This is a genomic window from Brenneria sp. L3-3C-1 (assembly GCF_016456245.1).
Lineage (GTDB): Bacteria > Pseudomonadota > Gammaproteobacteria > Enterobacterales > Enterobacteriaceae > Brenneria.
Genome location: NZ_JAEMHF010000015.1, coordinates 1 through 23614, shown reverse-complemented (window position 1 = coordinate 23614; position 23614 = coordinate 1). Strand labels below are relative to the sequence as shown.

Below are 23614 nucleotides of genomic sequence, written 5' to 3'. Positions count from 1 at the left end.
CGCCTTTACTGCTCCCGCCGGGGGCAGCCTGACTTGTGATCAGAATCGAGAGATACCATGTTTAAACCGGAATTACTTTCTCCGGCCGGTACGCTTAAAAATATGCGTTACGCTTTCGCCTATGGCGCGGATGCGATTTATGCCGGTCAACCTCGTTACAGCCTGCGGGTGCGTAATAACGAATTCAACCATCAGACGCTGGCGCAGGCTATCAATGAAGCCCATGAACTGGGTAAGAAATTCTATGTGGTGGTGAATATCGCGCCGCATAACGCCAAGCTGAAAACCTTCCTGCGTGACTTGCAACCGGTGATTGAAATGGGGCCGGATGCGTTGATTATGTCCGATCCCGGGCTGATTATGCTGGTCAGAGAAAACTTCCCGCACATGCCGGTTCATCTGTCCGTCCAGGCCAATGCCGTGAACTGGGCAACGGTGAAATTCTGGCAACAGATGGGGCTGAGCCGCGTTATTCTGTCCCGCGAGCTGTCGCTGGAGGAGATCGCCGAAATCCGCAGCCAGGTGCCGGAAATGGAACTGGAGATCTTTGTGCATGGAGCGCTGTGCATGGCGTATTCGGGCCGCTGCCTGCTATCCGGCTATATCAACAAGCGCGACCCCAATCAGGGAACCTGCACCAACGCCTGCCGCTGGGAGTACAACGTACAGGAAGGCAAGGAAGATGAGGTCGGTAATATCGTCCACCAGCATGAGCCCATCGCGGTAAAAAATGTGGAACCCACCCTGGGCATTGGCGCGCCCACCGACAAAGTGTTCATGCTGGAAGAAAACCAGCGTCCCGGCGAATACATGAGCGCCTTTGAAGACGAACACGGGACTTACATCATGAACTCACGCGACTTACGCGCCATTCAGCACGTAGAACGCCTGACGCAGATGCAGGTTCACTCGCTGAAAATCGAAGGCCGCACCAAGTCATTCTATTACTGTGCGCGTACCGCCCAGGTATACCGTCGGGCTATCGATGACGCCGCGGCGGGAAAACCGTTTGATCCGACTCTGCTGCAAACGCTGGAAGGGCTGGCTCACCGCGGCTATACCGAAGGGTTTCTGCGCCGCCATGTGCATGAAGATTATCAGAATTACGACTATGGTTATTCGGTGTCCGATCGGCAGCAGTTCGTCGGCGAATTCACCGGCGTGCGCCGCGACGGGCTGGCGGAAGTGGCGGTGAAAAACAAATTTTCCTGCGGCGACAGCGTGGAAATGATGACGCCGGGCGGCAATATCCAGTTCACCATTGAGGCGATGCAAAACGCCAAAGGGCAGGCTACCGACGTCGCGCCGGGCAACGGACACATCGTCTACTTGCCGGTTCCGGAAGAGATCGCGCTGGAATTTGCGCTGCTGCTGCGCAATTTGCCGGGCACCACGACACGAAATCCAAACGCAAAGTAGCAGAATGCTCCACAAAAGATGGGGCTTTTGACAAATATTAGAATCAGATCACATCAATGGACGGGGCTTCTGGTTACTATTGCAACGCTGAGAAAATATAGAACGAAAAATAAGCGTAGTGATACTACTAGGAACCACCTCCTTGGCCAGCTCAATCTCCCTTGAGCTGGCTTTTTCTTTTCTGGTTGGTCAATCCCCCTTCTTTAGCTATCTATACACTAAATACTTCAAGTTGCAGGAAAGCCAACGCACCTGCAACTTGAAGTATGACGGGTATATACTTTAAATAATGCGAGTTGCAGGACGACGGCAAACAAAGGACTCATTCGTCGGGAACGAATTTGACCAGCCAACGCACCGGCGACTTGCAGAATGACAAATATATTCACCGAATCTTCCGATACCCGCCGGCATATTCACTGACTATTATTAGAGGACATTGCGCATCCGGCCGTCCTGAAATACCGAATATGGAGAACACTATGGTTCAACCCCCTGCCACTCTGCTAATTCTGAATGGAAAAAGTGCAGGTAATGAGGAGCTTCGTCAGGCAGTCGAGCAGTTACGTCAGGACGGATACGTACTGCATGTCAGAGTGACCTGGGAGTTTGGTGATGCGCGGCGCTATGTAGAAGAAGCGGTGCGGTTAAAAGTCGGCAATATCATCGCCGCCGGAGGCGACGGCACCATCAATGAAGTGGCCGGCACGTTGGCGGTTCAACCTGAGGCGATGCGCCCGTGTCTGGGCATTATTCCGCTGGGCACCGCCAATGATTTCGCCACCAGCTGTCAGATTCCGGTTGAAATTCACCGTGCGCTGACGCTGGCCATCAAAGGCAGGCCGACCGCCATTGATTTAGCCGTCGTCAATAACGAACACTATTTCATCAACATGGCGACCGGCGGATTCGCTACCCGCATTACCACAGAAACCCCGGCAAAAATGAAAGCCGCGCTGGGCGGCGCATCTTATATTCTGCACGCGCTGCTGCGTATGGATATGCTGCAAGCCGAACGCTGTGAAATCCGCGGCCCGGATTTTAGCTGGTCGGGCGATACGCTGGTCATCGCGGTGGGTAACGGCCGCCAGGCCGGCGGCGGTCAACTGCTTTGCCCGGAGGCCTTGGTAAATGACGGCCTGTTGGAACTGAGCGTGTTGTCGGCGCAAGAACTGTTGCCCAATATGTTACAGGCGTGGTTTACCGGCAATAAAAACCAGAATATGATTTCGGCCACTCTGCCCTGGCTGGAAATTACCGCCCCGGACGATATGACGTTCAATCTGGACGGCGAACCGCTGAAGGCAAAACGTTTTCATATCGAAATTGTCCCGGCGGCCATCCAGTGCCGTTTACCGCCGCAGTGCGCGTTACTGGGATGAGTCGGCCCAGCCGGCCCCCTTTAGCAAGGGGAAAGTTGGCGGGTCAGCTATTCGCGCTTCAGACGATTGCTGTTCGCCAGATACAACGTCACCACCAGCAAGAGAATCGAAGCGGCATAAATCAGCGTATCCAGCGGATTTTTGTGATCGACGATAATCAGCCGGATAATCGCCGTGATGCCGATATAAACGAAATAACGCAGCGGGAAATGATAACCCGACTGAAAATACTTCACGATCAACGCAATAAACTCAAAATACAGAAAGTAAATAACGATACTTTCAATCATCTGATAAGACGACTCTTTCTCGCTGGTAATCAACAGCAATTTCGCCAGATGATAGGTTTCCTTCCCCAGAAAGATCACCAGAATGGTGGCCAATATCAGCAATCCAATATTGAGTATCGTCTGGAGTCCGTTTGAAACCTTAATGCTACGTGTTGAACCCGCCATACTCACTCCCTTACGCCCGATAGGCGACCCTAAGGCCCGTTGCCATGTTTTGCTGCCGACAGGTTATCACCCTTATCCCTGATGAGGGAGACAACCTGCTTATTAGTAAGCAAATTTACCGGGCCGACGCCAGCATATCGGCGTCCTTTTCCTCCCTGGCTTTAGACGCCGACAACATGACTCACCACCAGCGATGGAAATGATGTACCGGCCCGATACCCTGCCCCACTTCCAGCGAATCAGCCTGCTGTAATGCCTGTTGCAGATAATCTTTCGCTGCTTTCACCGTGCTCTCCCACGAATCATGTCGCGGCCGCAAAGCGGCCAGCGCGGCGGATAACGTGCACCCGGTGCCGTGCGTATGCCGGGTTTTGACGCGAGGAGAAGTAAAACGGCGCGGCGCGGCGTTTTGGCTGAACAGCCAGTCCGGGCTTTCCTCCTCGCTCAAGTGCCCGCCTTTCATCAACACCGCCTGACACCCCATCGCCAACAGCGCCTCACCCTGCTGGCGCATTTCCCGTTCGTTATCTGCCGGCGCGCAGTCAAGCAGGGCCGCCGCTTCCGGTAGATTGGGGGTAATGATGGAGACCCGCGGCAACAGTAAACGGCGGATCGACGCCACCGCATCAGGCGACAACAGCGGATCGCCGCTTTTCGCCAGCATTACCGTATCCAGCACCACATAAGGCACTGCGTAATGACCTAAACGCTCGGCCACCGCCTCGACAATATCAGCCTGCGCCAACATCCCAATCTTGGCGCTGTCGATACGCACATCGCTCAATACCGAATCCAGTTGAGCCGTCACAAACGCCGGTTCAATCCGGTAGACCGACTGAACGCCCCGCGTATTTTGCGCCACCAGCGCGGTAATCACCGTAGTGCCGTAGGCTTCCAGCGCCGAGAACGTTTTCAGGTCGGCCTGAATTCCCGCCCCGCCGCTGGGATCGGTGCCGGCAATCGTTAACGCATTGATTCGCTTCATGCCAGATCCTCCGCGCGCAGATGATAGAGTTGGTCAAGAAACGCGGGGATAAAACTACCCGGCCCCTGAGACTGTCTTGATGCCTGTTCGCCCGCTCGCGACATCACACGGCAGGCCGTCGCCACATGCTGTAGCCGGTCGCCGTTCAGCGCGCAGAAAGCGGCAACCACGGCGGATAAGGCACAGCCGGTTCCCACCACGCGGGTCATGATGCTATCCCCGCCGCTAATCGCCCAGTCACGCTCACCATCCGTGACGTAGTCCACCTCGCCGGTGACCGCAACCACCGTAGCGATACGGCGCGCCAGCTCACGCGCCGCCGACAGCGCCGTAAACGAATCATTGGTGCTGTCCACGCCTCGCCCCTGCGTATTCAGCCCGGACAACGCCATAATTTCTGACGCATTACCGCGGATGGCCGCCGGTTTAAGCCGCAGCAGTTCACGGGCAAATTCAGTACGAAACGTCAGTCCGCCAACCGCAACCGGATCGAGCACCCACGGCGTCCCCGCCTGATTGGCGCTATTCACGGCCGCCAACATGGCCTTTGCGCGATCGCGCTCCAGCGTGCCGACGTTAATCAGCAGCGCATCGGCCAACGCGCTGAACTGTGCGGCTTCCGCGGGATCCACGACCATTGCCGGAGAGGCGCCTAACGCCAGTAAGACATTCGCCGTAAATGACTGTACGACATCGTTGGTCAGGCAGTGTACTAAAGGAGACGACACATAAAATTGCGTCAGCGACGCCGCCGCATGAGCAGCGGGTAAAGCGACAGGTTGAACGTTCATGATCCCCCCAACCGGCGAAGAAGACGGCAACCGGTCGGCGTACCGTGACTTCCCTCCGCTGGCATTATCCAGTTCAGGTAATACGGGTAATTTCTCAGCCCCAACGGGCACCCCGAGTCATTGATATCAAAATATTAACGCGCACAGACGGCACGGCCATCTGTCAGACACAGTATGTCCAACAAAGCGGGAAACAACAATCCATCCCCGGAGGCTTTTTTCGCCATCAGGCTGTTTTAGCCGCCCAGACAGGCAGCTACCTATCCACCGCTTCCCGCCAGAAACTAACAAATAACCGGGTAAATACCGGTAAAAAACAGGTGTACTCACCAGCGGGCAACCCCCCAATAAGTTTCTTAATCATTAAATTAATGTAAATGTTTTGGTTTCCCCCAGAAACAACAGGGTATTGTGATAGCGTTCACAGACTTTTAGAGATATTTGGAAGCATGAAAAAATCGGATCGTTTTTCGAATGTTCAAATAGCACTGCACTGGGGAGTATTTCTCCTGGTTATCGTCACCTATGCCACGATAGAGTTGCGTGGTCTGGCCCCGAGGGGATCGCTGGCCCGTCAGATTGTTATAGGCGCGCATTTCAGTTGCGGCTTTGCCATTTTGTTGTTGATGGTCGCCAGGCTGATTTATAAATTTACCCATCCGGCGCCAGCCATTGTGCCGCCGCCGGCCCTCTGGCAGCGTTACCTTGCCAACCTGTCACATTTTCTAATCTATGCGCTTTTTCTGGTCTTGCCGGTGCTGGGGTTATTATCACGCTATCTGCGCGGCAACGACTGGGCTATTTTTGGCATTGGTATGCCGGTCGCGTCGCCCGCCAATATCGAACTGGCGCGAAGCTTGATCGATCTTCACGAAACGCTGGCCCCGCTGGGATATTGGCTGATCGGATTACATGCGGCGGCAGCGTTGTTCCACCATTATTTCTTACGTGACAATACGTTGCTAAGAATGATGCCGGCCAAAAAAGATCGCTCCGCCACATAACCGTTTTGTTCGTCCGATATCCGCCAGGGCAACCTCGGCGGATACAAACCACGCCACTCGCTCCCTAATCCCGGAATGCAACCGCCGCCCCGACTACCGCTGGGTTTCCGCGATCTTTGCTTTCAATCCTTAACCGCGCGTTCTCCGTGTCTCCCCACCCACTCGTCCCGCCGTTATCAAAACGTCTTGACTTGATTGTCACAACATGATTTCTTTGAACCAATTTCAGATTGGAACGAACCAATGAATAAAACGTTAGAAAAAAAAGCGACAGAGAATTCAAATTACGCGCTGGAGCGACTGCGCGAACTGCTGAGCGAGAGCGCCATTGAACCCGATGGGAAACTGCCGACGGAGCGGGCGCTTTCGGAACGCTGGGGCGTTGGCCGTCGAGAAGTGCGGCGAGCGCTGGAGGTTGTCGAAGCGGAAGGACTGATCTGGCGCAAGCAGGGGGCCGGCACGTTTCTCGGCCAGCGGCCGGACAGTTGGGGGGCGCATGCGGCAAACCTGGTCGAAGGAACCAATTTCATGGAAATCATGGAGGTAAGGCTGCGTATCGAACCGCAACTGGCGCAACTGGCGGCGCTGCGCGCCAAACCGAGCGACATTGAACGCATGCGCGCACTCCGGGACAAGATTTACCAGCGTACCGACGCCGACTGGCGCGAACTGTGGGATGGTTCACTCCATCGCCTGATTGCGCAAAGCGCCGGCAACCAGCTTTTTCTGTCACTGTTCGACGTCGTCAACAGTGTTCGACAAGATCCGGCCTGGCAGGCGATACGCGAGCGGGCGCGCAAACAGAGCACGTCTCCCATGGACTCGCACAGCCACCATACCGAGATCATTGAAGCTATCGCCGCACGCGACCCGCAACGGGCCGGCGAAGCGATGCGCCAGCATCTGCTGATCCTTGAGGAACGATTAATACGCCAGACGTCGATAGGCTATTTCGTTCCGGCGACTCAGGGAGACGCAGCAAGCTGAGAAATTCAGCAGGCCCTGCCTGCCATGATGACAACAACGCCGGAAACTCGGCCAGCAGCAACCGACCAGAGGAATGACAACATGAACCGATTAACGCGACAAACCGGGCTCTTGCTGGCCGGTACTTTGATGGCATCCACGGCGTTTTCAGCGGAATTGCGAATTGGCTTGCAGGACGACGCCGACGTACTCGACCCCGCCCAGTCCCGCACTTTCGTCGGGCGTATCGTTTATACCAGCCTGTGCGACAAGCTGGTTGATGTCGACAACACCTTGTCGATCGTGCCTCAGTTGGCGACCAAATGGGAATGGGGCGCGGACGGCGGCACGCTGGTCATGGATCTGCGCGAAGGGGTGGTGTTCCACGACGGCACGCCTTTCAACGCCGAGGCGGCCGTCTATAATATCGAACGTTACCAGACGATGCCGGAATCACGCCGCAAGAGCGAACTGGCATCCGTCTCCAAGGTTGAGGCGACCGGCGAATACCAGATCACATTCACCCTCACCAACCCGGACGCCAGCCTGCTGGCCCAGCTATCGGATCGCGCCGGCATGATGATTTCGCCCAAAGCCGGCAAGGAGCTGGGCGCCAATTTCGGATCTAACCCGGTTTGCTCCGGCGCCTTCAAGTTTGTTCAGCGCATTCAGCAGGATCGCATCGTACTGGAGAAGTTCGCCGACTACTGGAATGCCGACAATATCTTTATCGACAAGGTGACTTTCCTCCCTATTCCGGATACCACGGTACGCCTCGCCAACCTGCAATCCGGCGATCTCGATCTTGCCGAACGCATTTCCGCATCCGACACCGCCGCCGTGCAGAGAAACGCCAATCTGGTTTATGGCAAAGTCGTGGGGCCGGGCTACATGGCGATGTATGTCAACATCGGCAACGGCCCGCGGGCGGATAACCCTTTCGGCAAGGATAAGCGTCTGCGGCAGGCGTTTTCGCTTTCCATCGATCGTGAAGCCATCAATCAGGTGGTATTTGAGGGAACCGCCTTAGCCGGCAACCAGCCGTGGCCGTCAACCAGCCCGTGGTACAACAAAGATATCCCGGTGTCGGCCCGCGATGTGCCGAAAGCTAAAGCACTGATGAAAGAAGCCGGTTTCGAAAAATACGATATCGAACTTCAGCATGCCAACAACACCACGCAAACGCAGATGATGCAGGTTGTTCAGTCGATGGCGGCCGAAGCGGGCTTTAACGTCAGGCTGAAGGCCACCGAGTTCGCCACCCTGCTGGCCGAGCAGACGGCGGGGAATTATGTGCTGTCGCGTTCCGACTGGTCCGGCCGGCCCGATCCGGACGGCAATATCCACCAGTTCGTCACCTGCCAGGGCGGCATCAACGACGCCAAATATTGCAACCCGGAAGTCGACAAACTGCTTAATGAAGCGCGCGCTTCGACGGACAACGCCGTGCGCAAGGCGAAATACGATGCCGCGACCCGCATACTGAATGACGATCTGCCGATCATCTATCTCGGTCATCAGTCCTATCTTTATGCCTACGCCAAAAGCATCGCCGGCTTCACGCCGTCGGCTGACGGCATGATCCGCCTGACGGGCGTCAGGAAAGGCAACTAAGCCCGCCCTGTCAACATCCCGGGGCGCGCCTGATGCCCCGGATATCCGGTCGACGTATTGCAATGAGGACTCGCTTTCATGCACATCTATATCGGCAAACGGCTGCTGGTAGCCATACCGACGCTGTTGATCATCTCCATTTTCGTCTTTTCGCTGCAAAAGCTGCTGCCGGGGGATCCGATCCTGGCGATGGCGGGCGAAGAGCGCGATCCGGCGGTCGTTGAATTACTGCGCGAAAAATACCGCATGAACGATCCCTTGGTTTATCAATATTTCTACTGGCTCGGCGACGTCGTCCAGGGTGATTTCGGCGTTTCGCTGCGCACCAATCAGCCGGTGCTGGAGCTGATTGGCGAAAAACTGCCGGTGACGATTCAACTGGCGGTGATGTCGATGTTCTTCGCGCTGATTATCGGCGTACCGATCGGTATTCTGGCGGCGATTAAGCAGAATACGGCGATAGATTACCTCGCTAACATCCTGGCGTTGTCCGGCCTGTCAGTGCCCAATTTTTGGCTCGGCATCATGCTGATCCTGCTGGTTTCCGTGCAGTTGGGGTGGTTGCCCGCCTCGGGCTACGAATCGGTGTTCGTCGATCCGCTGCGTTCGCTACAGACCACCATCATGCCCGCCTTCGTACTCGGCACGGCGCTGGCGGCGACGCTAATGCGCCACACCCGCTCGGCGATGCTGTCGGTGCTGAAATCGGATTATATCCGCACGGCGCGCGCCAAAGGACTCTCCAATCGGGAAGTGGTGCTCAGCCACGCTTTCCGCAATGCGCTGTCCCCGGTCATTACGCTGACCGCGCTGCTGTTTGGCGAACTGCTGGCCGGGGCGGTGCTGACCGAGCAAATCTTCACCATTCCCGGTTTCGGCAAACTGATCGTCGATGCGGTGTTTAACCGCGACTATGCGGTGGTTCAGGGCGTGGTGCTCTGCACCGCGGTGGGCTTTATTTTCATGAATCTGCTGGCCGACGTGGTTGCCGTTCTGCTTAATCCGCGGATGAGGAGCGCGCTATGAGCGTTTCCGAACCGCAATTGGCCGCGCCGCAGGCCGCGCGGGAGAATCGCGCCTGGAAGAAGATGAAGCGCAATCGCAGCTCGATTGCCGGACTGATCATCATCGTTTTTTTCACCCTGCTGGCGCTACTGGCGCCCGTTCTGCCGCTGGCCGATCCTTATGCCACCAGTTGGAGCGCGATCCGCCAGGCGCCCTCCGCCGCCCATTGGTTCGGCACCGACGATATCGGCCGCGATATGCTCTCGCGCATGGTCTGGGGCGCACAGGCCTCGCTGATGGCCGGCGTGATCTCGGTCGCCATCGCCGTGCTGACCGGCGTGCCGTTGGGCCTGCTTTCCGGTTATTTCGGCGGCTGGCTCGATCAAACGATCTCGCGTATCACCGAAGCGTTTCTCGCTATGCCTTTCCTTATCATGGCGATTGCGCTTGCCGCCTTTCTGGGGCCGAGCCTGACCAACGCCATGATCGCCATCGGCCTCTCCGCCATGCCGATCTTCGTGCGCCTGACGCGTTCACAGGTGCTGGCGGTGAAAACCGAAGACTATATCGAAGGGGCGCGATCCATCGGCCTGGGCCACGGCGATATCCTGCTGCGTTACATTCTGCCTAATATCCTGCCGCCGATTATCGTACAGGCGACGCTGACGGTGGCGACCGCCATTATCGCCGAGGCCAGCCTTTCTTTCCTCGGTCTCGGTCAGCAGGCGCCCGCCGCCAGTTGGGGTTCCATGCTCAATGTCGCCAAGAATTTCCTGACGCAGGCGCCCTGGATGGCGATGTGGCCGGGCGTGGCGATTTTTCTGGTGGTTATCGGCTTCAATCTGCTTGGCGATGGTCTGCGCGATGCGCTCGATCCGCGCGAAAATTAAACAAGACAAAAGGATATCGTAATGAACGCTTTTACCACACGTCCCGAAATCCTGGGCACATTCGGCGTCGTAACCTCCACCCACTGGATTGCCTCGGCGGTCGGCATGAGCATACTGGAAAAAGGCGGCAATGCCTTTGATGCCGCTGTGGCGACGGGCTTTGTGCTACAGGTCGTCGAACCGCATCTGAACGGCCCCGGCGGCGATATGCCCGCCATCCTGTATTCCAGCAAGAAAAACAAGGTAGAAGTCATCTGCGCGCAGGGAACGGCGCCGGCGGGCGCCACCATCGAGCATTATACCGCCGAAGGTCTCGATCTGATCCCCGGCGATGGCCTGCTTGCCACCGTGATCCCCGGCGCTTTTGACGGCTGGATGCTGATGCTGCGCGATTACGGCACCATGACGGTGCGCGAGGTGCTGGAGCCGGCCATCCACTACCTGGAAAACGGCCATCCGATGCTGCCGCGCGTCGCCGCCACCATTAACGAACTGGCCGAATTCTTCCGGACGGAGTGGCCGACTTCCTATGACACCTGGTTGCCGGGCGGCGTGGCGCCGGCCGCGCAGTCGAACTTCAAGAACCCGGTTCTGGCCGCGACCTGGCGGCGGATCATTAGTGAAGCTGAAGCGCGGCCGGGCCGCGAGGCGGGCATTGAGGCGGCGCGAGACGCCTTTTACCGCGGCTTTGTCGCCGAGGCGATCGACGACTACTTACGCACGGCCGAGGTCATGGATGCCAGCGGCCGGCGCCACAAGGGGGTATTGACCGCCGGGGATATGGCCAACTGGCGCGCGACCATCGAAGAACCCACCACCTACGACTATCACGGCTGGACTATCGCCAAAACCGGCGCCTGGGGACAAGGACCGGTTCTGCTGCAATCGCTGGCGTTGTTAAAGGGCATCGATATCGGCGCGATGGATCCGGTTGGGGTCGAATTCGTCCACACCGTGGTGGAGGCCATGAAGCTCGCCTATGCGGATCGCGAGGTCTATTACGGCGATCCCCAATTCGCGTCGGTGCCGATGCAAACCTTGCTTGCTGATGATTATAACCAGGCGCGCCGCAGGCTGATTACCGCACAGGCGTCGATGGATCTGCGCCCGGGCCGGGTATCCGGCTATGAGGCGCAGTACGATCTGACTATGCAGATGCTCGCCGCGATGCGCGCCCGCGGCTCCGTTTACGAGCCCACCATGTCGCACCTCACCGAGAAACGCGGCGACACCGTGCATATCGATGTGATCGATCGCCAGGGCAACATGGTGTCGGTCACGCCGTCGGGTGGCTGGCTGCAATCGTCGCCCGTCATCCCCGGGCTGGGTTTCTGCCTCAATTCCCGCGCCCAGATGTTCTGGCTGAAACCCGGTCTGCCCACCTCGCTGGCCCCCGGCAAGCGTCCGCGCACCACCCTCACCCCGTCGCTGGCCCTGTATCTGGGCAAACCGACGCTGGCCTTCGGCACCCCGGGCGGCGACCAGCAGGATCAGTGGCAACTGTCGTTCTTCCTGCGTTACGCGCATTTTGGCATCAACCTGCAACAGGCGATTGACCTGCCGCTGTTCCATACCACGCATTTCCCGGGTTCGTTCTATCCGCGTACCCGCCAGCCGGGCCATCTGATGATCGAAAGCAGCATCGGTGAAGCGACCCTGTCGGCGCTGAAAGCCCGGGGCCACGATATTTCAGTGGCCGATCCGTGGACGGTGGGGCGCTTGACCGCGGCCCGCCGCGATGCCGACGGCCTGTTGCGCGCCGCCGCCACCCCCCGCCTGATGCAGGCATACGCTATCGGAAGGTGACCATCATGACTATAAACGCGATAAAGCCGGCGCCTGAAACCCTGCTTGCGGTGCAAAACCTCACCACCTCCTTCCTGACGGACGGACAATGGCACCCCGTGGTGCGCGATATTTCCTTCGAGGTGAAGGCCGGGGAAACCGTTGCCGTTGTCGGCGAGAGCGGATCCGGCAAAAGCGTCACCTCGCTTTCCGTGATGCGCCTGCTCGATCCCCGTTCGAGCCGCATTGAAGGCCGAATCATACTGAACGGCAAGGATATTCTCTCCCTTTCGGAACAGCAGATGCGCGGCGTGCGCGGCAATGACGCGGCAATGATCTTTCAGGAGCCGATGACCTCGCTCAACCCGGTCTTTACCATCGGCAGGCAGATTTCAGAGGTGCTGACGCGTCACAAGGGCATGAGCAAGACAGACGCGCGGGCGGAAACCGTCCGTCTGCTGGAAAAGGTGCGCATTCCAAACGCCGCGAACCGTTTCAACGAGTATCCCCATCAGTTTTCCGGCGGCATGCGCCAGCGGGTGATGATCGCCATGGCGCTGGCGTCACGCCCCAAATTACTGATCGCCGATGAGCCGACCACCGCCCTGGACGTCACCATTCAGGGCCAGATACTCGATCTCATCAAACAGTTGCAGGAAGAGGACGGGATGGCCGTGCTGTTTATCACCCACGACATGGGCGTGGTGGCGGAAATTGCCGACCGTACCCTCGTCATGTTTCGCGGCGATCAGGTGGAAACCGGCAACACCGCCGATGTCTTCCACCACGGAAAACATCCCTACACCCGGGCATTGCTGGCGGCGGTGCCGAAACTGGGTTCGATGGAGGGGCGAGCCTGGCCGCTGCGCTTCCCGCGCGTGGATATGGCAAGCGGAGAAATCTTCGCCGCCAACGAGGTGGCGGACACGGTCGAACGCGGCAAAACCCCCGTGCTGTCGGTGAAAAATCTGGTGACCAGGTTTGATATTCGCTCCGGTCTGCTGGGGCGCGCCAGCGGCGCGGTACATGCGGTGGAGGATGTTTCGTTCGATCTGTTTCAGGGAGAAACTCTGTCGCTGGTGGGCGAGTCCGGCTGCGGCAAATCGACCACCGGTCGTTCGATTACCCGCCTGATCGAACCGCGCAGCGGAGACATCATGCTCGATGGTTACGACGTCATGGCGCTCGACCTGCTCGGGCTGCGGACGATGCGCCGCAGCGTACAGATGATCTTTCAGGATCCGTTCTCCAGCCTCAACCCCCGTATGACCGTGGGCGCCGCCGTCGCCGAACCGATGATCAAACATCGGCTGGCGTCCCATTCCGAAGCGCGGCAGAAAGTCGCCGAACTGCTGGAACGGGTCGGGCTATCGCCGGCGATGATGGATCGCTATCCGCATGAGTTTTCCGGCGGTCAACGCCAGCGCGTGGCGATTGCCCGCGCACTGGCGCTTAACCCGAAAGTGATCATCGCCGACGAGAGCGTTTCCGCGCTGGATGTGTCGATCAAGGCGCAAGTGTGCAATCTGCTGCTCGATCTACAGGAACAGTTCAGAATCGCGTTTCTGTTCATTTCCCATGATATGGCGGTAGTGGAGCGCGTCAGCCACCGGGTGGCGGTGATGTGTCTGGGCGAAATCGTCGAGATCGGCCCGCGCGAGGCGATATTCGCCAATCCGCAGCATCCCTACACCAAAAAGCTGATTGCGGCGGTGCCGGTGCCCGATCCGGCGCGCAGAGGGCTGCGGAGAAATGCGGCGATAGAAGAGTTGAAAAGCCCCGTCCGGCCGCTCGGCTATGTTCATCCGCCCCGCAGATTTATCGAGGTATCCCCGGGACACCGGGTGCTGGAGCCGTGAACCCTGTTACCGTCAATGCCGCTAGTCTAGCTTTCATTCTTTTCCGCATTGTCATAGCCAAGGCGGCCGATAAACGGCAAACGCAGCGCCGGGGGGTTAATATCCACCCCCAGATTGACGCCTAAAATATTGGCCTCAATGCCTTCTTCCACCCCCACGGTCACCCCCAGTACGCCCAGCAGCGAGACCTGTAATCCCCTGCCCGACGGGGGTAGCCCAATCGGATGCGCCAGCGAGCGGTAATCCTTGCCGATGGCGTTAGCCGGTAAATCCAGCCTCAGTTCAGGCACTTCCCTGCCGATATGGGCGATAAAGGTATTGCTGTTAGGGCCGGGCCAGGCGCGGTAGGTGCGCGGCCAGGGGTAATTTTTGATTGCGGCTTCTATCTGCGGGATCATCGCCTCGGCATCGGCGCCGCGATGCTCCACCAGGAGTTTGGGTACGGCGCCGAACCAGAACCCATCGGCGCTCATATAGTTACGGCGCACCACATTATCGCTGCCCCACCTGACGACCTCATAGCGGCTATAGCGGGTTTCGCCCGCTTTCTTGAAAATGATCCACGGATGAACCGCCACCAGACCGCGCCAGCCATAGGTAGGCGCGACATAAACCTGAACGATCGCCGTACCGCTCGAAGCGACCGGATCCGGCGCAACCCCGGCGGAACCGCGCTGGGCCGACCACCAGTTCTGGCCGCTGAATATTTCTCCGCTGCGCGTAGCCGTCGCCAGACTCTGCCCGAATGACAACAGCGACACGCCGATAAAACCGATAGCCAACACTTTGAAATAGCGCATATATTCAGTTAACCCAATGAAAAAACAACGTTGACGACATCGCGATTACGCCTGCTCTATTAATAACCTCATCCCTCCCATCCGGCAACCTCTTCCAATGCGCCGTCCTCTGCGGAGCGGCATAAAAAAATGCCAGACAGGTAACCCTGACTGGCATTCGTCGTCCCAAAGGGCGCGTTTATTTATTGCCGGAAAGCGGCGTAAAATCAGTTAAAACGTTTCCCAATTGGCTTGATCGTTGCTGATTTTCTTTGACGTTGTCGGTAACAACGCCTGCTGCGGTTTTCCTGGCGTTCTTGCCGGCGATTTATCGGCTGACTCGGCAAGCTGGAAAATAGAGACGATCTCCGTCAGACGGCGGGCCTGTTCTTCAAGCGAGGCGGACGCGGCGGTTGATTGTTCAACCAGCGCGGCATTCTGCTGGGTTACGCTATCCATCTCGACCACAGCCTGTCCAACCTGGGTAATGCCTTTGCTTTGTTCGTTGGAAGCAGAGGCGATTTCGCCCATAATATCCGTCACGTTTGTCACGGCTTTAACAATATTCTCCATGGCCTCGCCGGCGAACGATACCTGCTCGGAGCCTGTTTTCACATTATCTACGGATTCCGCAATTAACCCTTCGATTTCTTTTGCCGCCTGCGCGCTGCGTTGCGCCAAACTGCGCACCTCGCTGGCGACAACGGCGAATCCCCGTCCTTGTTCCCCGGCCCGCGCGGCTTCAACGGCGGCATTCAGCGCCAGAATATTGGTCTGGAAAGCAATGCTGTTGATGACGTTGATGATATCGGCGATTTTCTGAGAACTGCCGGTTATTTTGCCCATGGTCTTGATGACGTCGCCGACGATTTCACCGCCGTTATTGGCGGTTTTCGAGGCGTTCTGAGCCAGTACGCTGGCCTGATTGGCATTGTCTGCGTTTTGCTTCACCACCGCGCTTAATTGCTCCATGCTGGCCGCCGTTTGTTCCAGAGCCGATGCCTGTTCTTCGGTACGGGAAGACAAATCCGTATTACCAGAAGAGATCTCGGCAGAACCGCGATAAATCGCCTCCGCGCTACCGCGAATTTCAGACACGGTTTTTACCCAGTTGGCCTGCATTTTCTGCACGAAGGGAATAAGCTGCCCCACGCAGTTTTTACCTATATCCCGCATTTGGGTATGCAAATGCCCCAGCGCCAGTACCTGAAGATGTTGTTTAATCAACTCCAGCGGCCTGACGACGAACACCGCCAGATAGCGATCGGTGAGAAGAACAATAATCAGCCCGATAGCCAGCGCCAGCATCAGGATCCGTTGACACCAGCTAACCCAGATATCAATTCTGCCTTGCGCTTCATTTTTTAATTGCGAAATCACGATGTTGTACTTGTCGATAGCCGTGGTGAAATTTTGGCGCAACGGGCGATATACAAAGGTGGATTGCTGCGTAAAATCATCAAGACGATCGGCCTTTACCGATTCATACATCGGGACCATGGCTTCGCTAAACAAACGATAGGAGCTGTTGTAAATATCATCAATCGTTAAGGGATCGATATTCGCATGGTCGATCTCCTTAAACTGCGCCAGCCCGGCTTTAAGATTCTCTAACTCTTTCGCCACAATCCCAAGTTCCGAATCCGCTTCCGCGGTTTCATTCTTTTGTTTTGCGCGCACGGCCCGATCGAGGGCGCTCATGGTCCGATAATACTGGCCGTTCGCCCCATTAATAATGTCGCCATTGCTTTGCTGAACATTGGTCAACGCCAGTTCTGAAGTAAGTTGACTGAGTGAATACAGCGCAAATGCCGATACACCGCCCCATAACAAGGAAAATAGGATAAGAATCAGAATCATCATAGTTCTGATTTTAATATTGCGAATAACGTTCATGATGTAAACCCTGGTGAGAAATGGTGTGGCTCTTAATCCTAAAAACAGGATCGCTATTAGCGTGTCCTTTCAAATGCCCGCCTCTGTAGCCGATTGTCGGCAGGCAGGTCTATATCCCTGCGGTAAACTGCTTCCATTGTGGTTATCGGCATGTGAACAATAGGCTTCACCTATAGAATGAATTATTTTTTATAAAAAAGTGTATTTAAATGTTTTCTCAGGCACGAAGCCGGCAACCCATTGAATAATAGTTAGTTAAAAATCCCAGACGTGCGCCTTAATCAACGGTTATTGCATGGCATCCGCAATAAACTCCCGCAGCCACTGATGCGCGGGATCGCGGTGAGAGCGTTCATGCCACAACATACACATTTCAAAACCGGGGACCTCAATCGGCGGCTCGACAATCTGTAATGCCGGATTATTGCTTACCAGACGCCAGGGCAGCATCGCCACAAGATCGGTACGTTCCAGGGCGGACAGCGCCAACATGAAGTGCGGAACGGAAAGCGCCACCCGACGCGTTAAGCCGCTTTTCAGCAGGACATCATCCGTGATGCCATGAAACCCGCCGCCATCCGGCGATACGATCGCATACTCCAACGCGTTGAATGTCGCCAGCGTCAGCGGTTTTTTTAATCGCGGATGTTCCGCTCGCCCCGTCAGCACATAGCGTTCCTTAAAAAGCATCCGCCGACGCAACCCTGTCGGGGCATCGGCGCTGATGTGAAATGCCAAATCGATCTCCCTCCGTTCCGCCTGCCCGGCAATATCGGCGGGCACCATGGCAAGGCTCGCCAGTCGGGTTCCCGGGGCGACACGGCGCAGGCGGTTTACGAGCGGCAACAGAATGGTCGCGGCGCTGTAATCAGAGGCGGCAATATTCCAGGTGTTCGTCGCCAAAGCCGGATTAAACGGACTGGCGGGCAACACGGCCAGCTCAAGGGACGCCAGCGCTTTTCGCAACGGTTCGCGAAGCGCGTCCGCTCTGGCGGTGGGTTGCATCCCGCGCGCGCCCGGCAGCAATAGCGGATCATTAAAAAACGCTCTCAGCTTTGCCAATTGTACGCTGACGGTAGGCTGAGAAAGATGTAAACGCTGTGCCGCCCGAGTCACATTATGTTCGGTCAGCAGCACATCAAGAGTCAGTAACAGATTGAGATCCAACTGCCTTAAATTACTCATGGCAATACCTGATATTTTAGTAATTCATTTCAATTATACCTTACCGCACCCTACTCTGAATCTCTCACTTAATGGAGATTCCAACGATGAACGTTCTTATTGTTTATGCACACCCTGAACCCGCATCCCTGAACGGTTCGCTAAAAGATGCCGCTATCCAACATCTTGAGAAATCCGGTCATACCGTTCAATTATCCGATCTGTACGCCATGCAGTGGAAAGCGACGCTCGATGCGGATGACCGCACGGAAGAGCGCGGAAATGCGCCCTTTAATCCTTCGATTGATTCAAAACATGCCTATGAGACCGGGACGCAAAGCGTCGATATCGTCCGCGAACAGGAAAAATTACGCTGGGCTGATGCCGTTATTTTTCAGTTTCCGCTCTGGTGGTTCTCCATGCCGGCGATCCTCAAAGGCTGGGTGGAGCGCACTTATGCCTGTGGGTTTGCCTATGGTGTCGGCGAACACTCTGATACCCATTGGGGAGATCGATACGGCGAGGGCAGCATGGCGGGAAAACGCGCCATGCTGATCGTCACGGCAGGTGGGTGGGAATCGCATTACGGCCCGCGCGGCGTCAATGGCCCGATAGACGACCTGCTCTTTCCGATTCATCATGGAATACTGTACTACCCCGGCTTTGACGTTCTGCCCCCGTTGGTGATCTATCGAGCCGGTCGCATGGACAGCGCGCGGTTTGCGCAAATTTGCGGCACCCTCGCCCAACGTCTGGATAATCTTTGGAACACGCCGCCTATCCCCTTCCGCCCGCAGAACAAAGGGAACTATGCCATTCCGCAATGCACATTAAAGCCGGAGATAGCGCCCGACCGCATCGGATTCTCGGCGCATATTGATGACCAGCGGTGACGTTCGGCGGCATAAGCAAACCCAACGAGTCCATATCATAAGGAGTGAACGGCATAATCTACCGCTCCGGCGCAACGTCAGCCGCCACATCGAGATTTGGCAGTAACGCGTTAAGATCGACGGCTTCAGCCATAGCACGATTGCCCTCATCGCCGGGATGCAGACGATCCCCGGAATCAAACCGCGTCCCGAGACGGGTGGGATGCGCCGGATCGCGCAGTATGGCGTCAAAATCGATTACCGCATCAAACGCGCCGCTGCGCCGTATCCAGTCATTAACCTGCCGGCGTAACGCATCCTTGTCCGGGTGGTAGTAGTTATCCAGCGGCGTATCGGGCAAGGCGCCTTCAAACGGGGTCAGCGTAGCGCCAATTACCCGTATGCCGCGGCTATGCGCCTGCGCAATCAGTTGGCGATATCCCGCCGTCAGCGCCTCCAACGTAGGCCGGGGACTTGTCGGCGCAAAGGCCGTTCCCGGCCAGGAAATATCGTTAATGCCCAGCATCACAATGACGCTTTGCACGCCCGGCTGCGCCAGCACATCGCGCTCCAACCGCGCCAGCGCATTAACGCCCATGCCGTCGGACAGCAGGCGACCGCCGGAAATACCGGCATTGACGACGGCCACGCTATGCGAAGCCAGACGGACGGCGAGAAAGTCCGGCCAGCGCGTGTTCTTATCCAGGCTGGCGGTAGCGCCGTCGGTAATGGAGTCGCCTATGACCGCGACCACGCGCGCCGGTGGCGGCGTTTCGACCTGTATTCCCGACAATAGCAGGCGTGCCGTGATGCTCTGCGCCGATCCATGGCCGCGATTCAGTTCCCGGGCGGTGGCGCGATCGTCGGGTACGATCCAGCCGGTCTGGCGGCCGTCCCAGTGAAAGGTGTTTACCGGCGTGGCTTCCGGCAAATACAGACTTACGGCGACCTGCCCCAGCGCCGGGATGGGCAACGCAACCGGATCGCTGACCAAGGATGCGCCGGGCAGGAGAGTCGCCGTTTCCCGGCCGCTAAAGGTCACGATGCGCAGACTGTCGGCAACGACCGCGCCATTGGTCGTCGGTAACGCGACCGTCGCCTTACCCAGGGCAATCGGCTGCCGGCCATAGGCGTTGGACAAAACGATGCGCATACGCGGCCCGCCCAGACTGACGCGCGCCACCTGCCGTACCGTCTGCTTATGCAGAACCGTCGGCGCGTTGGTCGGAAACAGGAAATCGGCGCCCCAGACCGGTTGGGGACTGGCGCTCCATGTCGCCACCCAGGAAGGCGCGGTGGCAACCGCCTGAAAGGCAGCAACGGACGTTAAAACAAGCGTTAATATGGCTGTGGCTGAGATATTAAATAAGTTGTTCATATTAGTGAATTCAATAGCAACATGAATCCGAATAATGAATTCAACGACACAAATAGACTAGACTGTATTTGGGAACAACATTTATGACCTCAGGTCATCAAGGAGGCCGGTATGGCTCGTCTGGAAGTCAACCGTTCCGGCGAACTGGAAGTTTTTATACAGGTCATCGAACAGGGTGGATTCTCCGCCGCCGCGCGCGCCTGCGGCATGACGCCCTCCGCCGTAAGCAAGCTGATCGCCCGTCTTGAGCACCGCCTGGGCACGCGGCTGGTGAACCGTTCCACGCGCCAACTGCAACTCACCCCTGAAGGCTGCGCCCTTTATGAGCGCGGGGTACGGATACTGGCCGATCTGGACGATGCGGAGCGCTGCGCCAGCGCGCATTCGGCGCCGCGCGGACGGCTGAGGGTCAATGCGAATGTGCCGTTCGGTCATCACTTTCTGCTGCCCCTCGCCACGGAATTCCTGGAACGCCACCCCGGCATCACGCTAGATATTGTATTGACCGATGAAGTCATCGATATTCTGGAGCAACGCACCGATGTGGCCGTGCGCGCAGGCCCGCTCAAAAGTTCTAATCTGGTGGCGCGCAAGCTCGGTCAGACACGCATGATCATCGTCGCCGCGCCCGACTATCTGGCGCGCCACGGTACGCCGTCCACGCCGGACGATCTGGCGCGGCATAATCTTCTGGGCGCCAACTATGCGCGCGCTCGCCCCGGCTGGCCGTTGCGATACGCGGACGCGGACATTGTGGTTCCGGTAACCGGCAATGCACAGGCCAGCGACGGCGACGCGCTGCACCGTCTGGCGCTCGCCGGGTTGGGGCTGGCCCGGCTGGCGGCTTTCCAGGTACGCGAGGATATTACCGCCGGCCGCCTGCTGCCGGTGCTTGAAGACTTCAACCCGGGCGATGTCGAAGAAATCCATACCGTCTTCGTCGGACAAGGCGGCTATCTGCCGCTGCGGGTACGCGCCTTTCTGGACTTCCTCGTCGAACGAGTAAGGATTGACGCGGATTACCGGGATACTGACAAAACGACCGTTTGTTGAAACGCCCTTCCCGCATCTTGGCCCCCAATGGGGATCGGCAAGCGGCCTCAGAATCCGCCCCAGTTCCGCGGGCATCTCGGCGATTCGAGTCTGGCAGTTGCTGCGCTTGAACGACGAAAAACGCAGCCTCATGCCATTTCATCTTTACTCATCGCCAAAGACATTACGTCTCAACTGAACTTACCAACCCTGTTCGGTAGGCAATACGAACAGCTCCGCCACATTCATGTGTTCGGGCGCTTTCAACGCGAACAAGATGGTATCGGCAATATCCTCACCTTCAAGAAAAGTCATTGAAGCCGCCAGATCGTCCATCTGTTTTCGGTAGTTCGCATCCGTGATCTGCTCGTAAAGTTCCGACTTAACCGCGCCCGGTTGGATGCAGGTGACGCGGACATTGTGCTTCGGCCCAATTTCCATTCTCAGCCCATCGGAGAAAGCCGCGACCGCCGCTTTGGTTGCGCAATAGACGGTCAGACCAGTGAAGACCTTGCGCCCGGCGATTGAGGACATGTTGAAGATATGGCCCGAATGCTGCGCGATCATCTGCGGCAGAACAGCGGCTGTGGCGTTGAGTACACCTGACACATTGACATTCACCATACGCTGCCATTCATCGACTTTGAAATTGTCCACATCCGAAAGCGGCATCAGCCCGGCATTATTGATCAGCACATCGATCCGCCCGAACTGCGCAACCAGTTCTTCGGCTGCGGTTTTGCAGGACGCGGGATCGGTGACGTCGGTCTCCAACGCCAGGGCCTGACCACCAGCAGAGACAATTTCCATCACCAGCCTGTCCAGCCGCGCCTTGCGCCGTGCCGCAAGCCCGACGATAATTCCTTCTGCCGCAAGTTTGCGGGCGGTCGACGCGCCGATACCACTGGACGCACCGGTAATGAGGGCGACTTTGTTTTTAATATCCATAATGTTCTCCGTCTTATGCCCCTAACAGGGCGGTTATGATGACAAAGAGGAGTGTAGATTTTGCAGGAAATAATCTCGCTTGGGGTTTTGTTGCGACTATCGTGATTTTGCGGAAAAATGCCGATATGGCTATCGAAGCCCACTCTCTTGCTTGCGGTTAGAAGGTTCAGCAAGGGGTCTTTATCACTCGCCAAAGGTTTTCTGTTCAATGTCGGACTTTGCTCAATCCTCTCTGCACGCATCCGGACATGCTCTAGAGCAGTATATTCGCGGCCGCAAGATCGTTCAGAGTGCGGGTGATGCATGGAAGGATGTGGAGGCGCAAATATTCCGCCGTGCGCCCAGCGAAGAAAATGTACTGGTTCCCGCTGTCGCCGAGCCATTACTCGTCTGGGTGATGTCTGGTGAAGCGAAAGTAGAAGAACGCGAACTCAATGGCGAATGGCGCGGGGGAAACGTAGCGTCGGGATCATTCTACCTGACCCAGACGGAGGCGCCGTACCTTATGCGCTGGCAGGCCAGTCTGGATACCCCTTTCGAAGTCATGCATCTCTATCTCGGTTTTGACCTGGTTAGCCGTACCGCGCGGTCTTTAGGACTCAATCCGGCGCGCTTGCGTATGCGCGACGTCTCGGACGGGCGCGACACCCTGATATCCGGTCTGCTTACCGGGCTGGCGGACGAATTGCAAACCGAGCAGCCGGCAAGCGCCTTATTCGTGAAAGGGCTCGTCGAGAGTCTCACCATCTATCTTCTGCGCAATTACGCCGATGTGCAGGCCGCCTCCAGGCGCAAGCCGGCGAAACTCCCCGCGTGGAAGTTGCGCAAAGTGCTTGATCATATGGATGAGTTTCTGGCCGAGCCATTCGATTTGAACCAGCTCGCCGCTATCTGCGCAATGAGTCGATTTCACTTCAGCCGCGCTTTCCACAATACGGTAGGCCAAAACCCGTCAAGCTGGTTTATCCGCCGTCGCGCGGAACGGGCAAAGAAAATGCTGCTCGAAACGGATATGCCGATCATCAACATCGCCCTGGCCGTTGGCTACGACAGCCCCAGCCATTTTGCACACGTTTTTCGAAGAGAAACCGGCGTCAGCCCCAGAGAATACCGATCAATGTAAGAAGCCTTGGTCAGCATCGCGCTTTTCCTCCTGTTCAATGACGGTTTTTACCGTCAGGGGTCAGGAAGTCTGAAGATGCCCCGAAAGCCGCATTGTAAGCATACCCGTTTTAGTTCCACACACTTTTTGAGATTTCCGGGTTTTTGACCTCCTCCCATATCCTGACCCAGGATCAATTAGAGGATCTGTCTTTTTTGGTGACTTCGGATAAATTCTGCCGGAGTCAGATCATTTAATGAAGAATGTGTCCTGTCATGGTTATATTCT

General features: G+C 57.0%; 20 protein-coding genes and 1 riboswitch. Of the genes, 12 read left to right on the top strand and 8 right to left on the bottom strand.

Going from position 1 to position 23614, the window contains the following annotated elements:
• Positions 1-57: 57 nt before the first annotated feature.
• Both yegQ and yegS read left to right on the top strand, forming a co-directional pair.
• Positions 58-1419 (top strand): tRNA 5-hydroxyuridine modification protein YegQ, encoded by a 1362-nt coding sequence (gene yegQ / locus JG725_RS19330; protein ID WP_172291730.1) that lies wholly within the window; start codon positions 58-60, stop codon positions 1417-1419.
• A 482-nt stretch (positions 1420-1901) separates the two neighbouring features.
• Entirely contained in the window at positions 1902-2801 is a 900-nt protein-coding gene (gene yegS, locus JG725_RS19325) for a lipid kinase YegS (protein ID WP_172291729.1), read from the top strand.
• Between the two features lie 47 nt (positions 2802-2848).
• Here yegS and psiE read toward each other — a convergent pair whose 3' ends face one another.
• From psiE to thiM, 3 genes are all read right to left on the bottom strand, one after another.
• Positions 2849-3256 carry a phosphate-starvation-inducible protein PsiE gene (gene psiE / locus JG725_RS19320; protein ID WP_172291728.1) on the bottom strand — a complete coding sequence of 136 codons (408 nt, stop codon included), beginning with the start codon at positions 3254-3256 and terminating at the stop codon, positions 2849-2851.
• A 181-nt stretch (positions 3257-3437) separates the two neighbouring features.
• On the bottom strand, positions 3438-4241 hold the full coding sequence (gene thiD / locus JG725_RS19315; RefSeq protein ID WP_172291727.1) for a bifunctional hydroxymethylpyrimidine kinase/phosphomethylpyrimidine kinase: 804 nt from the start codon (positions 4239-4241) through the stop codon (positions 3438-3440).
• Positions 4238-5032 carry a hydroxyethylthiazole kinase gene (gene thiM, locus JG725_RS19310; protein WP_199379501.1) on the bottom strand — a complete coding sequence of 265 codons (795 nt, stop codon included), beginning with the start codon at positions 5030-5032 and terminating at the stop codon, positions 4238-4240. The genes thiD and thiM overlap by 4 nt, the downstream gene beginning before the upstream one ends.
• 33 nt (positions 5033-5065) lie before the next feature.
• Positions 5066-5157, bottom strand: a riboswitch (TPP riboswitch).
• 324 nt (positions 5158-5481) lie between these two features.
• Here thiM and cybB point away from each other — a divergent pair.
• The 7 genes from cybB to JG725_RS19275 all read left to right on the top strand — a co-directional run bounded on the left by cybB (position 5482) and on the right by JG725_RS19275 (position 14155).
• Positions 5482-6036, top strand: a complete 555-nt coding sequence (gene cybB / locus JG725_RS19305; protein ID WP_199379499.1) for a cytochrome b561 — start codon at positions 5482-5484, stop codon at positions 6034-6036.
• 243 nt (positions 6037-6279) lie between these two features.
• The gene (locus tag JG725_RS19300; protein WP_199379497.1) at positions 6280-7023 is read left to right on the top strand and encodes a FadR/GntR family transcriptional regulator; all 744 of its coding nucleotides are present in this window, start codon (positions 6280-6282) and stop codon (positions 7021-7023) included.
• An 81-nt stretch (positions 7024-7104) separates the two neighbouring features.
• On the top strand, positions 7105-8616 hold the full coding sequence (locus JG725_RS19295) for an ABC transporter substrate-binding protein (RefSeq protein ID WP_172291723.1): 1512 nt from the start codon (positions 7105-7107) through the stop codon (positions 8614-8616).
• A 78-nt stretch (positions 8617-8694) separates the two neighbouring features.
• Positions 8695-9642: an ABC transporter permease gene (locus JG725_RS19290; RefSeq protein ID WP_199379495.1), complete on the top strand. Its 948-nt coding sequence runs from the start codon at positions 8695-8697 to the stop codon at positions 9640-9642.
• Positions 9639-10511 (top strand): ABC transporter permease, encoded by an 873-nt coding sequence (locus JG725_RS19285; protein WP_172291721.1) that lies wholly within the window; start codon positions 9639-9641, stop codon positions 10509-10511. The genes JG725_RS19290 and JG725_RS19285 overlap by 4 nt, the downstream gene beginning before the upstream one ends.
• Before the next feature lie 21 nt (positions 10512-10532).
• On the top strand, positions 10533-12317 hold the full coding sequence (locus JG725_RS19280; RefSeq protein ID WP_199379493.1) for a gamma-glutamyltransferase family protein: 1785 nt from the start codon (positions 10533-10535) through the stop codon (positions 12315-12317).
• A 5-nt stretch (positions 12318-12322) separates the two neighbouring features.
• Positions 12323-14155, top strand: coding sequence for an ABC transporter ATP-binding protein (locus JG725_RS19275; RefSeq protein WP_199379491.1), 1833 nt, complete (start codon positions 12323-12325; stop codon positions 14153-14155).
• Between the two features lie 26 nt (positions 14156-14181).
• Here the strand turns inward: JG725_RS19275 and JG725_RS19270 are convergent, their stop codons facing one another.
• The 3 genes from JG725_RS19270 to JG725_RS19260 form a co-directional block, all read right to left on the bottom strand.
• A complete protein-coding gene (locus JG725_RS19270) occupies positions 14182-14955 on the bottom strand; it encodes a DUF3750 domain-containing protein (protein ID WP_172291719.1) in 774 nt (257 codons plus the stop codon).
• Between the two features lie 210 nt (positions 14956-15165).
• Entirely contained in the window at positions 15166-16830 is a 1665-nt protein-coding gene (locus tag JG725_RS19265; protein ID WP_172291718.1) for a methyl-accepting chemotaxis protein, read from the bottom strand.
• Between the two features lie 288 nt (positions 16831-17118).
• Positions 17119-18015, bottom strand: coding sequence for a LysR family transcriptional regulator (locus JG725_RS19260; RefSeq protein ID WP_199379489.1), 897 nt, complete (start codon positions 18013-18015; stop codon positions 17119-17121).
• 86 nt (positions 18016-18101) lie between these two features.
• On the opposite strand from JG725_RS19260, the gene JG725_RS19255 reads away from it, so the two are divergent.
• The gene (locus tag JG725_RS19255) at positions 18102-18887 is read left to right on the top strand and encodes an NAD(P)H-dependent oxidoreductase (RefSeq protein WP_199379487.1); all 786 of its coding nucleotides are present in this window, start codon (positions 18102-18104) and stop codon (positions 18885-18887) included.
• A 58-nt stretch (positions 18888-18945) separates the two neighbouring features.
• On the opposite strand, the gene JG725_RS19250 is transcribed toward JG725_RS19255, so the two are convergent.
• Positions 18946-20244, bottom strand: coding sequence for an SGNH/GDSL hydrolase family protein (locus JG725_RS19250; protein ID WP_199379486.1), 1299 nt, complete (start codon positions 20242-20244; stop codon positions 18946-18948).
• Between the two features lie 111 nt (positions 20245-20355).
• Here JG725_RS19250 and JG725_RS19245 point away from each other — a divergent pair, with 111 nt between their 5' ends.
• Positions 20356-21297: a LysR family transcriptional regulator gene (locus JG725_RS19245; protein ID WP_199379484.1), complete on the top strand. Its 942-nt coding sequence runs from the start codon at positions 20356-20358 to the stop codon at positions 21295-21297.
• 180 nt (positions 21298-21477) lie between these two features.
• On the opposite strand, the gene JG725_RS19240 is transcribed toward JG725_RS19245, so the two are convergent.
• On the bottom strand, positions 21478-22224 hold the full coding sequence (locus JG725_RS19240) for an SDR family oxidoreductase (protein WP_199379483.1): 747 nt from the start codon (positions 22222-22224) through the stop codon (positions 21478-21480).
• A gap of 313 nt (positions 22225-22537) precedes the next feature.
• On the opposite strand from JG725_RS19240, the gene JG725_RS20930 reads away from it, so the two are divergent.
• Positions 22538-23347 (top strand): helix-turn-helix domain-containing protein, encoded by an 810-nt coding sequence (locus JG725_RS20930; RefSeq protein ID WP_199379481.1) that lies wholly within the window; start codon positions 22538-22540, stop codon positions 23345-23347.
• Positions 23348-23614 lie beyond the last annotated feature (267 nt).

Coding starts and splice junctions, on each gene's coding strand:
- JG725_RS19260 (WP_199379489.1), bottom strand. CDS start 18,015: ATGAGTAATTTAAGGCAGTTGGATCTCAATCTGTTACTGACTCTTGAT.
- JG725_RS19275 (WP_199379491.1), top strand. CDS start 12,323: ATGACTATAAACGCGATAAAGCCGGCGCCTGAAACCCTGCTTGCGGTG.
- JG725_RS19265 (WP_172291718.1), bottom strand. CDS start 16,830: ATGAACGTTATTCGCAATATTAAAATCAGAACTATGATGATTCTGATT.
- psiE (WP_172291728.1), bottom strand. CDS start 3,256: ATGGCGGGTTCAACACGTAGCATTAAGGTTTCAAACGGACTCCAGACG.
- thiM (WP_199379501.1), bottom strand. CDS start 5,032: ATGAACGTTCAACCTGTCGCTTTACCCGCTGCTCATGCGGCGGCGTCG.
- JG725_RS19240 (WP_199379483.1), bottom strand. CDS start 22,224: ATGGATATTAAAAACAAAGTCGCCCTCATTACCGGTGCGTCCAGTGGT.
- thiD (WP_172291727.1), bottom strand. CDS start 4,241: ATGAAGCGAATCAATGCGTTAACGATTGCCGGCACCGATCCCAGCGGC.
- yegQ (WP_172291730.1), top strand. CDS start 58: ATGTTTAAACCGGAATTACTTTCTCCGGCCGGTACGCTTAAAAATATG.
- JG725_RS19300 (WP_199379497.1), top strand. CDS start 6,280: ATGAATAAAACGTTAGAAAAAAAAGCGACAGAGAATTCAAATTACGCG.
- JG725_RS19280 (WP_199379493.1), top strand. CDS start 10,533: ATGAACGCTTTTACCACACGTCCCGAAATCCTGGGCACATTCGGCGTC.
- JG725_RS19255 (WP_199379487.1), top strand. CDS start 18,102: ATGAACGTTCTTATTGTTTATGCACACCCTGAACCCGCATCCCTGAAC.
- JG725_RS19245 (WP_199379484.1), top strand. CDS start 20,356: ATGGCTCGTCTGGAAGTCAACCGTTCCGGCGAACTGGAAGTTTTTATA.
- JG725_RS19290 (WP_199379495.1), top strand. CDS start 8,695: ATGCACATCTATATCGGCAAACGGCTGCTGGTAGCCATACCGACGCTG.
- JG725_RS19270 (WP_172291719.1), bottom strand. CDS start 14,955: ATGCGCTATTTCAAAGTGTTGGCTATCGGTTTTATCGGCGTGTCGCTG.
- yegS (WP_172291729.1), top strand. CDS start 1,902: ATGGTTCAACCCCCTGCCACTCTGCTAATTCTGAATGGAAAAAGTGCA.
- cybB (WP_199379499.1), top strand. CDS start 5,482: ATGAAAAAATCGGATCGTTTTTCGAATGTTCAAATAGCACTGCACTGG.
- JG725_RS19285 (WP_172291721.1), top strand. CDS start 9,639: ATGAGCGTTTCCGAACCGCAATTGGCCGCGCCGCAGGCCGCGCGGGAG.
- JG725_RS19250 (WP_199379486.1), bottom strand. CDS start 20,244: ATGAACAACTTATTTAATATCTCAGCCACAGCCATATTAACGCTTGTT.
- JG725_RS19295 (WP_172291723.1), top strand. CDS start 7,105: ATGAACCGATTAACGCGACAAACCGGGCTCTTGCTGGCCGGTACTTTG.